The organism is Aequorivita xiaoshiensis (genome assembly GCF_022008395.1).
GTDB classification, from domain to species: domain Bacteria; phylum Bacteroidota; class Bacteroidia; order Flavobacteriales; family Flavobacteriaceae; genus Aequorivita; species Aequorivita xiaoshiensis.
In genome coordinates this window covers 202,877-215,616 of sequence record NZ_JAIRBB010000003.1, presented here as the reverse complement: position 1 = coordinate 215,616, position 12,740 = coordinate 202,877, and the positions used below count along the sequence as shown (strand labels likewise).

General features: G+C 34.9%; 12 protein-coding genes. 3 read left to right on the top strand and 9 right to left on the bottom strand.

All coding sequences use genetic code 11. The features are described 5' to 3' along the window. Nucleotides 1-8: 8 nt before the first annotated feature. A complete protein-coding gene (locus tag K8344_RS06300) occupies nucleotides 9-803 on the bottom strand; it encodes a DUF2797 domain-containing protein (protein WP_237607890.1) in 795 nt (264 codons plus the stop codon). Between the two features lie 122 nt (nucleotides 804-925). Between K8344_RS06300 and K8344_RS06295 the strand changes: the two genes are divergently transcribed. Next, nucleotides 926-2,440 (top strand): GH3 auxin-responsive promoter family protein, encoded by a 1,515-nt coding sequence (locus K8344_RS06295; RefSeq protein WP_237607889.1) that lies wholly within the window; start codon nucleotides 926-928, stop codon nucleotides 2,438-2,440. An 80-nt stretch (nucleotides 2,441-2,520) separates the two neighbouring features. Here K8344_RS06295 and clpX read toward each other — a convergent pair whose 3' ends face one another. The 8 genes from clpX to K8344_RS06255 all read right to left on the bottom strand — a co-directional run bounded on the left by clpX (nucleotide 2,521) and on the right by K8344_RS06255 (nucleotide 10,904). Continuing rightward, nucleotides 2,521-3,753 carry an ATP-dependent Clp protease ATP-binding subunit ClpX gene (gene clpX / locus K8344_RS06290; RefSeq protein ID WP_237607888.1) on the bottom strand — a complete coding sequence of 411 codons (1,233 nt, stop codon included), beginning with the start codon at nucleotides 3,751-3,753 and terminating at the stop codon, nucleotides 2,521-2,523. A 24-nt stretch (nucleotides 3,754-3,777) separates the two neighbouring features. Next, nucleotides 3,778-4,452 carry an ATP-dependent Clp endopeptidase proteolytic subunit ClpP gene (gene clpP / locus K8344_RS06285; protein WP_185097891.1) on the bottom strand — a complete coding sequence of 225 codons (675 nt, stop codon included), beginning with the start codon at nucleotides 4,450-4,452 and terminating at the stop codon, nucleotides 3,778-3,780. A gap of 130 nt (nucleotides 4,453-4,582) precedes the next feature. Further along, a complete protein-coding gene (gene tig / locus K8344_RS06280) occupies nucleotides 4,583-5,902 on the bottom strand; it encodes a trigger factor (RefSeq protein WP_237607887.1) in 1,320 nt (439 codons plus the stop codon). A gap of 180 nt (nucleotides 5,903-6,082) precedes the next feature. Then, complete coding sequence (locus tag K8344_RS06275; protein WP_237607886.1) at nucleotides 6,083-6,424, bottom strand: phage holin family protein; 342 nt, start codon at nucleotides 6,422-6,424, stop codon at nucleotides 6,083-6,085. Nucleotides 6,425-6,520: 96 nt separating this feature from the next. After that, complete coding sequence (locus K8344_RS06270; RefSeq protein WP_237607885.1) at nucleotides 6,521-8,053, bottom strand: SGNH/GDSL hydrolase family protein; 1,533 nt, start codon at nucleotides 8,051-8,053, stop codon at nucleotides 6,521-6,523. An 18-nt stretch (nucleotides 8,054-8,071) separates the two neighbouring features. Continuing rightward, entirely contained in the window at nucleotides 8,072-9,322 is a 1,251-nt protein-coding gene (locus K8344_RS06265) for an OmpP1/FadL family transporter (RefSeq protein ID WP_139855526.1), read from the bottom strand. Between the two features lie 91 nt (nucleotides 9,323-9,413). Further along, nucleotides 9,414-10,175: an alpha/beta fold hydrolase gene (locus tag K8344_RS06260; protein ID WP_139855527.1), complete on the bottom strand. Its 762-nt coding sequence runs from the start codon at nucleotides 10,173-10,175 to the stop codon at nucleotides 9,414-9,416. A gap of 15 nt (nucleotides 10,176-10,190) precedes the next feature. Further along, complete coding sequence (locus K8344_RS06255; RefSeq protein ID WP_139855528.1) at nucleotides 10,191-10,904, bottom strand: pyridoxine 5'-phosphate synthase; 714 nt, start codon at nucleotides 10,902-10,904, stop codon at nucleotides 10,191-10,193. A 155-nt stretch (nucleotides 10,905-11,059) separates the two neighbouring features. Between K8344_RS06255 and K8344_RS06250 the strand changes: the two genes are divergently transcribed. Together K8344_RS06250 and K8344_RS06245 are read left to right on the top strand one after the other, a co-directional pair. Further along, nucleotides 11,060-11,716, top strand: a complete 657-nt coding sequence (locus K8344_RS06250; RefSeq protein ID WP_237607884.1) for a CBS domain-containing protein — start codon at nucleotides 11,060-11,062, stop codon at nucleotides 11,714-11,716. 65 nt (nucleotides 11,717-11,781) lie between these two features. Further along, a complete protein-coding gene (locus tag K8344_RS06245) occupies nucleotides 11,782-12,666 on the top strand; it encodes an NAD kinase (RefSeq protein WP_139855530.1) in 885 nt (294 codons plus the stop codon). Nucleotides 12,667-12,740 lie beyond the last annotated feature (74 nt).

Genomic DNA, 12,740 nt, shown 5'->3' with positions numbered 1-12,740 from the left:
TTGGTTCACTAATTTACAGTTATAGAAACCACACAACCTTCGTTACTGCGAACATTAAAAACGGTATTATCTTCAAATATGAGGTATTGCCCTTTTATGCCTTTTAAGATTCCTTCATAGGATGGAGTTTTGTCGAGGTTAAGCGATTTTGGTTTTTCTGGATATTTAAGAACAGGAAATTGCAAATGGGTTTCAGCATTGTTTTCGAGGTAATAATCCATTGCTTCAGCAGGAATATATTGTTTTAACTTATCTCGCCATTCTACCAAATCTTCATCTTTAAGATCGTTTTTCAGCATATTACGCCAATTTGTTTTATCGCTTACATGATCCTTTAAAGCAATCTCGGTAATTCCAGCCAAATATCTGTTTGGCACTTCTACAATTTCAATGGCTTCGTGTGCCCCTTGATCTATCCAACGTGTTGGCACTTGTGTTTTACGAGTAACTCCTACTTTAACGCTACTGCTATTAGCCAAATAAACAATATGAGGTTGAAGTTGCACTTTTTTTTCATAATCTAGATCTCGATCTTCAATATTTAAATGAGCCGTGCTTTTTTCTGGATTAATGATCCAATCTGCAGCCTGAGGAATTTCAAAAAAACAATCATAGCAAAAACCTTGACGGTAAATTTTCTTTTGAAGCTCACAATTTAAACACTGATGGTATAGGAAATTGATCGAAATTTTCTTGTCCAATAATTGATTCACATTTATAAAGTCGTTTTTAAAAATGAGGTAATACTGAATTGGGGTTCCGATTTCAGTTTGCATTTTTGTAAGTACTCCTTCGTAATTCATTTATTTTATAGTATTTAGGTTGAAAATTTTCCTTGCAAAAGACTTAAAAAACATCTCTTCTGAAAAAGGAATCTCATAATTATAAAATCATTATTTTTATAGCATAAAGATAGCAGAAAATTATGCCAATCCCGATTGTAAACTCCATTGCTTCTTGGTTTCTTAAAAAGAGGTTTCATCAGATAGATTTATTTCTAAAATATCCTATTGAGGTTCAAGAAGAATTGCTTTTCAATTTACTTTACAAAGCGAAAAACACTGAAATTGGACGAGAATACGGTTTTGCTTCTATTAAGACCTATCGAGAATTTGCAGATAGAATTCCCATAACCACCTACGAAGAAAATGAAGCGAGAATTGAGCGCGCTCGAAAAGGCGAAAGCAATATATTCTGGCCTACTCCAATTAAATGGTTCGCAAAATCTAGCGGAACTACTAACGCCAAAAGTAAATTTATTCCTGTTACAAATGATTCTCTAGAAGACTGTCATTATGCAGCCAGCAAAGATTTGTTGTGTATGTACCTCAACAATAATCCAAACGCACAGTTGTTCTTAGGAAAAAGTTTACGCCTTGGTGGAAGTAAACAACTTTACGAAGAAAACGGAACTGTGTTTGGTGATTTATCTGCCATACTTATAGATAATATGCCATTTTGGGCAGAGTTTAGTAGTACCCCGAGCAATGAGGTTTCACTTATGGGCGATTGGGAAACTAAAATGCAAGCCATTGTAAATGAAACTATAAAAGAAAATGTTACCAGTCTCGCAGGGGTACCCTCCTGGATGCTGGTATTATTAAATAACGTAATAGAAACAACAGGCAAAGGAAACTTATTCGAGGTTTGGCCTAATTTAGAAGTGTATTTTCACGGTGGTGTAAATTTCGATCCTTATGTAGATCAATACAATAAATTATTACCTAAAAGTGATTTTAGGTATTACGAAATCTATAACGCTTCAGAAGGTTTTTTCGCCATACAAGATAAAAACGACAGCAAAGAATTATTGCTAATGCTCGATTACGGAATTTTCTATGAATTTATTCCAATGGATAATTATGGGACTAGTGATGAAAAAGTTATTCCTCTAAGTCAAGTTGAAGAAGGGAAAAACTATGCTGTAATAATCACAACCAATTCTGGACTTTGGAGATATAAAATAGGTGATACTGTTCGCTTTACTTCAACAGAACCTTATAGAGTAAAAGTAACAGGCCGCACCAAACACCATATTAATGCCTTTGGGGAAGAGCTAATTATCGAAAACGCCGAAACCGCGTTACGCAAGGCTTCTCAACTTACAAACGCAGAAATTGTTGATTATACCGCAGGGCCAGTTTTTATGGATGGTAAAGAAAAGGGTGCTCACGAATGGATAATTGAGTTTAAATCACCGCCTCACGACTTAGAAGTTTTTACAAAACTTCTAGACACAGCTTTACAAGAAGTAAATAGTGATTATGAGGCAAAACGCTATAACAACACCACCTTAAACCCTCCAAAAATTCATTACGGAAGGGAAAATTTATTTTATGATTGGCTGAAAGACAAAAATAAACTTGGAGGGCAGCATAAAGTCCCTCGACTATCTAATACTAGAAATATGCTAGAAGAATTATTAGCACTTAATAAGTAAAAGCAAAATCTTCTTCATTTTTAGCTAATAAAAAAAGCCTCAGGATATCCTGAGGCTTTTTTAAGTAAAACTATAAATCTCTATGAAACTGCCTTCAACTTTTTAAGTGTTGACTTATTAAGTTTTTCATCGGCATAATCTCTAGTTACTTTCACTAACTTTTCATCAGTACCGGGCATTTCATACATTGCATCGGTAAGCACTGCTTCACAAAGTGAACGTAGTCCTCTAGCTCCAAGCTTATATTCAATTGCTTGTTCCACGATAAAGTCTAATGCTTCTTCAGTCACTTCGAAATCTATTTCGTCCATTTCAAACAGTTTTTTGTACTGCTTAATAATAGCGTTTTTAGGTTCCGTAAGAATTGCGCGAAGCGTTTCTTTATCTAATGGATTCATATAGGTTAAAACAGGAAGACGCCCGATTATTTCAGGAATCAGTCCAAAATCCTTCAAATCTTTAGGAATAATATAGCGAAGCATATTGTCCTTTTCAATCTCTGTTTCCTTTAGAGTAGCAGTAAAACCAACGGCCTGCATATTCAATCTTTTGGAAATATGACGTTCAATTCCATCAAAAGCTCCTCCAGCTATAAAGAGAATATTTTCGGTGTTTACTTCAATAAACTTTTGATCTGGGTGCTTTCTACCACCTTTAGGCGGAACGTTTACTGTAGTACCTTCTAAGAGTTTTAGTAGCGCTTGTTGAACACCCTCACCACTTACATCACGTGTAATCGAAGGGTTATCGCTCTTACGTGCTATTTTATCAATTTCATCGATAAAAACGATACCTTTTTCAGCTTTCTCTAGGTTGTAATCTGCAGCTTGAAGCAAACGAGTTAAAATACCTTCAACATCTTCACCTACATAACCAGCTTCAGTTAAAACTGTAGCATCTACAATAGCTAGTGGAACGTTCAACATTTTTGCAATTGTTTTTGCAATCAGTGTTTTCCCTGTTCCTGTTTGCCCAACAATAACGATATTACTTTTCTGAATTTCGATATCGTCATCGCTCTTTGGCTGAAGCAAACGTTTGTAGTGGTTATACACCGCTACTGACATCACTTTTTTTGTGAAGTCTTGCCCAATTACATATTCATCTAAGAATGCTTTTATGAGCTTTGGCTTTTTCAGCATAAGGTCTTTAGACAATTCTGATTTATCAGAATGCAAAGCCTCCTCAACAACAATCCCGTGCGCTTGCTCTATACAACGGTCGCAAATGTGGGCATCCAATCCTGCAATTAGCAGTTTGGTTTCCGACTTTTTACGGCCGCAAAAAGAACATTCTAAATCTTCTTTCGACATAATATTTTTTTCAAAAATCTTTACTTATTCTCTTGTCAATATTTCATCAATCATACCGTATTCAACAGCTTTATCGGCTTTCATCCAGTAATCACGATCACTATCTTCGTAAACTTTCTCATAAGTTTGACCAGAGTGTTTTGCTATAATCTTATAAAGTTCCTCTTTAAGAGTCACAATTTCGCGAGCTGTAATTTCGATATCACTTGCTTGACCTTGCGCACCACCTAAAGGTTGGTGAATCATTACACGTGAATGCGTTAAACCGCTGCGCTTTCCTTTTTCACCAGCACATAAAAGTACTGCTGCCATAGAAGCTGCCATTCCTGTGCAAATAGTAGCTACATCTGGTTTAATAAATTGCATAGTATCATAAATTCCAAGTCCCGCATAAACACTTCCTCCTGGAGAGTTTATATAAATTTGAATATCGCGAGATGCATCTGCACTAGCAAGAAACAATAACTGAGCCTGTACAATATTTGCAACTTGGTCGTTAATTCCGGTACCTAGAAAAATAATACGGTCCATCATTAAACGTGAAAAAACGTCCATCGCCACTGCATTCATTTGGCGTTCTTCAATAATATTTGGTGTCAAGTTTGTTGGATACATACTACTTATAATCTTGTCGTAGTACATATTACTTATACCCTGATCTTTTATAGCAAACTTTCTAAATTCGTCACTGTAATTCATAAATGTTAATTCTTTATTTAGGTAAGAAATTCAACTTAAAGAGCATTTTTGGATTCCCGTCTTAATAGGAATTAAAAAGGCGTTAAATTAAAAAAATTCAACGCCTAAAGATAACTATTTCTTCGCTAAATTAAGCGTAGGCTTCTTTAATGAATTTGTCGAAGGTAATCTCTTTAACTTTTAATTTTGCATTCTCTTTAAAGAAGTCTAACAATTTAGCTGTGTTTAATTGTTCATTTAAACGCTCAACCTCTTCTCTATTAGAAAGAATACGTGCGGTAATAGATTCAACTTCTTCGTCAGTCGGGTTTGTTTGTCCAAACTGAGCCATTTGAGCTTTAATCATATTTTTTGAATGAGCTTTCAACTCATCAAAAGTTACTTGCAAGTTGTTTTCGGCACGAAGTTTACCTTCAATTAACTGATAACGAAGTCCCTTTTCGCTTTTTTCGTATTCAGCTTTTGCTTCTTCCTCAGAAAGTCTCTTCTCACCAGTCGTTGCAATCCAGCGCTGTAAAAATTCTTTTGGAAGATCAAATTCTGTGTTTTCAATTAAAGATTCTACTACATCATTTAAAAGCTTTTGATCGCTTTGTTGTGCAAACTGCCCTTCAGCGTCTTCTTTAATTTTTGCTTTTAATTCATCTTCTGAAGTAACTTTACCTTCACCAAAAAGCTTGTCGAAAAGCTCTTGATTCAAATCAGCCATTTCACGCTGATTTACTTCTTCAATTTTTAAAGAAACTTCGATATCCAATCCATGAGCGTCATCGTGATCAACACCCAAATGCTTTTGGTTATCGTGGTCATCAGCAAACATACCTTTAGTTTTTAATGTAACGGTATCGCCAACTTTTGCACCAATAAGAGCATCTAATTGTTTTTTTCCTTTGATATCTTCTGTTGAAAAAGTAGATTTTTTCTCAATTTCTTTTTCAGTTGAAGTAAATGTTCCAGTGATTTCATCACCTTTTTCTACTTCATTTTTAGATATTAATTTTCCGTATTGTTTGCGGATAGTTTTTACTTGATTGTCAAGCATCTTATCGTCTGCAACAATTTTGTAATGAACTATTTCTTTTCCTTTTACATCAACATCAAATTGTGGAGCAAGACCTAATTCAAACTCAAACTTATAGTCTTCAGCATCCCAATCGATTTCTGATTCATTCTTAGGAAGTGGGTTACCTAACACATCCAATTTTTCCTCTGTAAGGTATTTTTGAAGTGCATCTTGTAAAACTTTATTCACTTCTTCAACCAAGACAGCTTTACCATATTGCTTTTTAACCATTCCCATTGGGATATGACCTTTTCTAAAGCCAGGTATGTTAGCGGTTTTTCTGTAGTTTTTTAAAACCTTTTCTACGTTGTCTGAATAGTCTTCTTTCGAAACCTCTACTGTAAGAACAGCATTCAGCTTATCAATGTCTTTTTTTGTAATGTTCATCTTTTCTCTTCTGAAATTCGGGATGCAAAAGTACGGCTTTTTACAAAACTCAACAAACATTTACAAATTGTTGTTGATTTAAAGTGAAATAACCCACCTTTTCTTGTTTAAGGTTAAGAAAAACAAGGTATCCTAATCAGATCTGAAAAGAGTAAAAAAAATATATTTATAGAGTAGTTATTAATCTTCGGGTAGTAGTGAAAATAAAATTGACTGAAAAACGGAAAGCAATAAACTAAAGAGTAAAGCCCACCAAATAGTAGTTACATCGAAACTATCGACAAAATAACCTGCAAGTAAAATAATAATAGCATTGATTATTAATAGGAATAGGCCAAAAGTGACAATTGTTATAGGAAGAGTTAAGACCACTAAAATTGGCTTTACAATTAATCTTAACAATGCGATAACAATAGCAACAATTACGGCTGAACCATAACCTTCTACAGCTACACCAGGAAGGATTTTTGCCAAAACCACCACGGCTAAAGCAGTAAGCAACAATTTTGCAATTAATTTCATAAAAGGTGTTTTTAGTTAATTTAAGCTTTAGTAAATATAATAAAAAAACCGCTCTCATTTGAGAGCGGTTTTAACCAATTAAATAAATTGATAAATTTAATTATTTGCAAGCGTAATCGTAGGGTAATACCCTATTTGTACCGTTGGTATCGTAGCGTCGTACGTATCGTTTATTGCCTGAATCATCATATTTGCTGTATAAGCATATCCTCTAGCAGTTGGGTGAACACCATCTAAAGAGAAAGCACCTCCAGTTACAAACTGAGAAGTTAATACACCTCCATCATAAGGAATTCCACCATCCGATAATCTTGCTAACGCAGTTTTTGCATCTACAAAAGCAAGTCCTTTTGCACTAGCTAACCCTTGAATTGTAGCATTATATGAATTTGTTGCAGCTGTAATTCTATCTTGTTCAGACTTAGCTAATACAAATTGGTCTGCCAATGGAATACTTACTCCTACAACACCTTGTGGGTTGTTTGGATCTGGAGTAGAACCTAATACAGAAGATGCTGTTAAAACAACAAGGTCGTCTGAGTTTACTTGACGTAATTGGCCTAACAAAGCAGCTGTTGGAGCTGGTAAGTTAAATGGAGGCCCTTGTAAAATAGCTGTAATATCTGTTAAATCTTTATCTGTGGTAATTGGAAAGTTTTGTCCTGCAGAGAAATTTATCATACGCATTGCAGCTTCTTCAGCCGAGATAATCCCCATACCAGCTAAGCCAGGTAATATTTGAGTATTATATCCTGCGAAATTAGCATTTACAGCAGCAGCTGTAGCTGCATCTAATGGAATAGCGTTAGTAGGAACAGTAGTAAAATATGGGATAGAAGTTACTTCAGGAATATTTACCAATACTCCTTTTGCTCCACCAGCTGTTAATGCCTCTACTTGTGCGTTGTAAACTGAAGCGAAAACGTTTGGATCTGTTATATCGTTACTACCATATGTAGAAGGATCAATATTTCCTGTTTGATCGACTCCTGAACCTCCAGAAGTTGCGTAGCTTAGAATATCATTATTTCCAATCCAAAGACTAAAAAAAGTAGGGCTTTGAGCAGCCGCATCCTCAATAACTTTCACATTTTCACTACTTGCGAAACGTGCAAAATATGGATTAGCAGTTCCAACTGGCACTCCTGCAACATTTCCATACCCTGGCGTTACCAAGTGAAAACTTTTTGCTCCAGGTACTCCCATATTATTGAAAGGCCCACTTAATTTGTTTGTAATATCTGTAGTTGGAGTTCCATCTAAACGAACTGGAGATGGATTACCATCTGCACCAACAGCTAAAACAAGTCTGTTTTCAGCAATTTGGTTTCCACCTAATAACAATCCACCAATATTATCATTCATTAATGGTTGAGTAAAATCTCCACCGCCAACAAATTCGAATTGCTGTGCCATTATATTTGGGTAACTATTGTTTTGACCAGTAATATATAATGCGCCATCTGCATAACCAGCTGTCAAAGAGTTTCCAACTGCTACAAACTTTGATAAGTTAGCAGAACCACTACTATAAAACCCACCATCGGTTACAGGGCTGTCAAATTCTGGCTCACAGCTTACAAGACCTATTGTCAACGCTGCGAATGTATATTTTAATAAGTTTTTCATCTTTCTGAATTTTTCAAATTATAGTTTATAAGTAACTCCTAGACCAGGAACAAAAGCATTGGTTTTATATGCTCCAGCAAAAGGAACAGCTACACCATTTTCTAAGTAATGATCGTATGAAGCATCAATTTCTTTAAAGTGTGAGAAAAGGAAAGATGCATCAATTTGTAGGTTCTCACCAATATTCACTGTTAACCCTGCAGTAAAGTTGTTACTATCACCACGAGGTGTTTCTGGCGCGAAGTAACCTGGCTGAACCGGAGTTTCATCAAAGTAGTATCCTGCTCTTAGCGTAAACATTTTTGTTGCTTCGTATTGTAATCCAAAACGATAAGCAGAAGAGTTCTTGTAGTTACGTGGGTTATAAGAATCTGGAATTGCTGGATTAGCAAAATCAATATCTAAAGACTCGTATACATTCCAATATGTACGATTGTAATCGAAAGCGAATAACCAGTTTTCTGCAAATTTATAAGACATACCAACCATCAATTCTGCTGGTAGAGGCATTGCAGCATCAATCTTAGTATCTTCAAAAGGAGTTAATGGAGAATTTGGAATATTTTCAAAAGTTGCATCTCCACCTTCTGCTTCTAGAATCATTTCAGAACGGTAAGTTGCACCTATTCTTAAATTATCAGTAAAATTAAAAGTTGTACTCGCTACCCATCCCCAAGCAGTTACACCACTTGCGTCAATTGTTACATTCGAACGATTTCCATCAAGATCGGTAAGTGTACGGTTTAAGTTTCTGTTAAAATTTACAGATCCATTTACATATATTGGTCCACCACCAACACTTAATTTTTCATTTATTTTGAACGAAACTGTTGGCTGAACATATATTGCTTGTAGATCTATATTGTTTACAAGATGAGAACCAACCCAGTCTTTATCATATTCTACAGAACTTCCATAAGGTGTATATACCCCAAGACCAAATGCCAACCAATCTGTTGCTTGATATGATGCATAAAAATAAAACGGCGTTCCTAATAAACTTTTAGTTTGGTCACTCGCTCCTGTAGTTTCATTTTGATAGGATATGTTTGCTAATACCCCGTGTGCACCAGCAGAAATGCTAAGTTTATTTTCTAAATACACTAATGCAGAAGGGTTAAAAAACACAGATTCACTGCTATTTATAACTGCAACACCCGTGTGGCCCATTGCAAGGGACTTATTACCCTGTAGACTTACACGGTACCCGCCCGCATAAGTTACCGCAGTTGCGAGTGCAAATACAGCAAGTACTAATACTTTTTTCATAATTTTTTAATTCTTTAGAGTTAATTTGTGAGGTTATTGGTAAGTTCAAAATGGTTTTTATTATGCATGCATAACAACCGTACTTACAATATTATAAAAAATTCATAACATTATCATAAAATTCTTCAGGATTTTCTGCATGAAGCCAATGACCTGCATTTGAAATAGGCTGAATTCTGGCTTTTGGAAAGTGTTTTTTAATCAAAACTTCATCCATAGGCTCAATGTAACCGCTCTTTTCGCCACTTAAAAACAAAGTTTCACCTTGGTAAATGGAATCTTCAGCAAGTGCAACACCAATAGCTTCAACTTTATCTGTTAATACTGGAAGATTTATACGAAGACCATATTCTTTTTTATCTTTTCGATACAGGTTCTTAAGAAGAAACAGCCTTGTGCCTTCATCTTTAATGTATGTTGCCAATATATCTTCCGCATCACTACGAGATTTAATTTTTGAAAAATCTAATTCTGAAAGAGCTTTTAAAATATCTTGATGATGAGAAGGATAAAATTTTGGACCTATATCTGCAACAATTAGTTTTAAAACCATTTCGGGATAACTTACTGCAAATTGCATAGCAACTTTTCCACCCATTGAATGACCTAATAATATGATTTGCTTCAAATTGTGTTCATCGCAGTATTTCTTTAAATCATCCGCCATTATTTCATAGGAAAATTCATTGTGATGAAAACTTCTACCGTGATTTCGTTGATCAACCAAGTGAACTTCATATCCATCTTCTGCCCATCTAGAACCAAGTGTTTTCCAATTATCGCTCATACCGAGAAAGCCGTGGAGTATCACGAAAGCTTGTCCGGAACCGAGAATTTGAGAATGTAAAATCATGTGAAATTTTATTTATTATTTAAGTCTTTGTAAATACCCGGCAATAACTTTTTCTATCCCATCGTATAGCGCCTCACTTATTAGAGCGTGGCCTATACTCACCTCTAAAAGATTAGGAATGTTTTCTTTAAAGAATTGAATGTTATCTAATGAAAGATCGTGCCCCGCATTAATTCCCAAGCCTAATTGGCTTGCAAGAACTGCACATTCGGTATACGGCTTTATAGCATCTTTGTTTCCTAGTGCATACTGATCTGCAAATTCTTCAGTGTACAATTCAATTCTGTCTGTTCCCGTTTCGGCTGCCCCTTCAATCATTTTTAATGTGGGATCAACAAAGATTGAGGTGCGAATTCCATTATTCTTAAATTCTGAAATAATTTCTTTTAAATAATCTTTATGTTTAACCGTATCCCATCCAGCATTAGAAGTTATAGCGTCTACCGCATCTGGTACAAGGGTAACTTGGGTAGGTTTAATTTCTAATACCATTTTTGTGAAGTTATCCATAGGATTTCCTTCAATATTATATTCAGTAGTAACTATAGATTTTAAATCGTAAGCATCTTGATACCGGATATGACGTTCATCAGGCCGTGGATGAATAGTGATTCCTTGAGCTCCAAACTTCTGAATATCCTCTGCCATCTTTAATAAATTTGGCACATTACCACCTCGTGCATTACGAAGCGTAGCTATTTTATTTATATTAACGCTTAACTTTGTCATTGAATAAATTGTTATTTTGTAATAATAATTAAAACCCATTAAACCCGAAAATAAACTCAATCAGATTCAACAAATGCATTTTTAACAAAAATACAAACCTTAAGGACGGAAAGGAACTTATATTTTAAGTAATTTGCATTTTAAATAAATATCTAATGGAGACTATAAATTATATAATCAACGATATTGAACCATTCGACATTTCAGCTAATATTAAAGATGTGCAAACCGTTTTTAACCAGTTAACTTATTCGCACGTACCTGTTGAGAAAGACGGGGAATTTATAGGTTGTGTATCCGAAAATGACGCATATTGTTTTGATAATGCCAAACTCCTTAGCGACTATCAATACGCTCTAGAACCTTTCCACGTTCTGGAAGACACTAATTGGCTTGACGTTTTGGAGGCTTTTGCATTACACAATAGCAATGTAATGCCGGTTTTAGGAATAGACAATAAGTACCTTGGTTATTTCGAATTAGGTGATATAATGAGCCTTTTTAACAATACTCCTTTTTTAAATGAAACAGGGGGCATCATTGTAGTTGAAAAAGGCATTCAAGATTATTCTTTTAGCGAGGCTTGTCAGATAGTAGAATCTAATGGCACTAGAATTTTTGGGATATTTATTTCAAAAATCACAGAAAACACTGTTCAGCTTACAGTAAAAGTTGGTCATACCGCAATGAATAGCATCGTTCAAACTTTTAGACGATACAAATACAACATCATAAGTCAACACGAAGAAGATAAATTTGTGGAAGACTTGAAAGAACGTTCCAAGTATCTAGACAAGTATTTAAACATCTAAAATAATAACCATACCTGAACAAATTTAATTTTTAATACAGCACTCCAATCTTCTAAACCAATTAAATGAAAATAGGAATTTACGGACAGTTTTATCACAAAAATTCAGAAATATACATTCAGATGTTACTGGATGCACTTCAAAAAAAGGCTGCGAAAGTTCTGATAGAGGAAAATTTCCTTGAAATTATTAACCAAAATCAAGAAATCACTAAAAACTTTTCAGAGTGTTCAACCTTTACAAAACTTGATTCTAGTTTCGATCTATTTTTCAGTATTGGAGGTGACGGCACCATTTTGAAAGCGGTGACATTTGTTGGGGATTTAGGTATTCCAATTGTTGGAATCAACACTGGGCGACTAGGTTTTTTGGCGACTATCCAAAAGGAAACCATTACTGAAAGTCTCAATCAAATATTAGAAGGAGAATATATTATTTCTGAACGCAGCCTTCTAACGGTAGAAACTAAACCCGAGAGCGAAGAAGTACCCACACTTAATTTTGCACTAAATGAAGTTGCGGTAAATAGACGCAACACAACTTCAATGATAAAAGTTGAGACCTTGGTAAACGATAAATACCTTACCTCCTATTGGTCTGACGGATTGATTGTTGCTACACCAACCGGATCTACCGGTTACTCCTTAAGTTGTGGAGGTCCCGTTATAGACCCTGATTCAAAAAATATGATTCTAACTCCCATTGCCCCACACAATTTAAATGCAAGGCCTTTAGTAATTGCAGATTCCAACACAGTTACTCTAAAAGTTTATGGACGTGAAGAAACTTTTTTAATGTCTATGGATTCCAGGATTGCTACTTTAAAAAATGAAACGAAGATTATTATAAAAAAAGCTGATTTCACTATTAAACTAGTTCAATTGAACGATGACAGCTTTATTAAAACCCTTCGAAAAAAATTGTTATGGGGCGAAGACAAGAGAAATTAAACAATAAAACAAACTAAAACTTGTTAATCATTTAAGACAATTTGGCTTCAGTCTATTTCAAGCCAAGTTTATTG

Excerpts from the sequence above, each read along its gene's own strand:
- clpP (WP_185097891.1), bottom strand. The coding sequence starts at position 4,452 with ATGAATTACAGTGACGAATTTAGAAAGTTTGCTATAAAAGATCAGGGT.
- K8344_RS06255 (WP_139855528.1), bottom strand. The coding sequence starts at position 10,904 with ATGACAAAGTTAAGCGTTAATATAAATAAAATAGCTACGCTTCGTAAT.
- clpX (WP_237607888.1), bottom strand. The coding sequence starts at position 3,753 with ATGTCGAAAGAAGATTTAGAATGTTCTTTTTGCGGCCGTAAAAAGTCG.
- K8344_RS06270 (WP_237607885.1), bottom strand. The coding sequence starts at position 8,053 with ATGAAAAACTTATTAAAATATACATTCGCAGCGTTGACAATAGGTCTT.
- K8344_RS06295 (WP_237607889.1), top strand. The coding sequence starts at position 926 with ATGCCAATCCCGATTGTAAACTCCATTGCTTCTTGGTTTCTTAAAAAG.
- tig (WP_237607887.1), bottom strand. The coding sequence starts at position 5,902 with ATGAACATTACAAAAAAAGACATTGATAAGCTGAATGCTGTTCTTACA.
- K8344_RS06245 (WP_139855530.1), top strand. The coding sequence starts at position 11,782 with ATGAAAATAGGAATTTACGGACAGTTTTATCACAAAAATTCAGAAATA.
- K8344_RS06275 (WP_237607886.1), bottom strand. The coding sequence starts at position 6,424 with ATGAAATTAATTGCAAAATTGTTGCTTACTGCTTTAGCCGTGGTGGTT.
- K8344_RS06250 (WP_237607884.1), top strand. The coding sequence starts at position 11,060 with ATGGAGACTATAAATTATATAATCAACGATATTGAACCATTCGACATT.
- K8344_RS06300 (WP_237607890.1), bottom strand. The coding sequence starts at position 803 with ATGAATTACGAAGGAGTACTTACAAAAATGCAAACTGAAATCGGAACC.
- K8344_RS06260 (WP_139855527.1), bottom strand. The coding sequence starts at position 10,175 with ATGATTTTACATTCTCAAATTCTCGGTTCCGGACAAGCTTTCGTGATA.
- K8344_RS06265 (WP_139855526.1), bottom strand. The coding sequence starts at position 9,322 with ATGAAAAAAGTATTAGTACTTGCTGTATTTGCACTCGCAACTGCGGTA.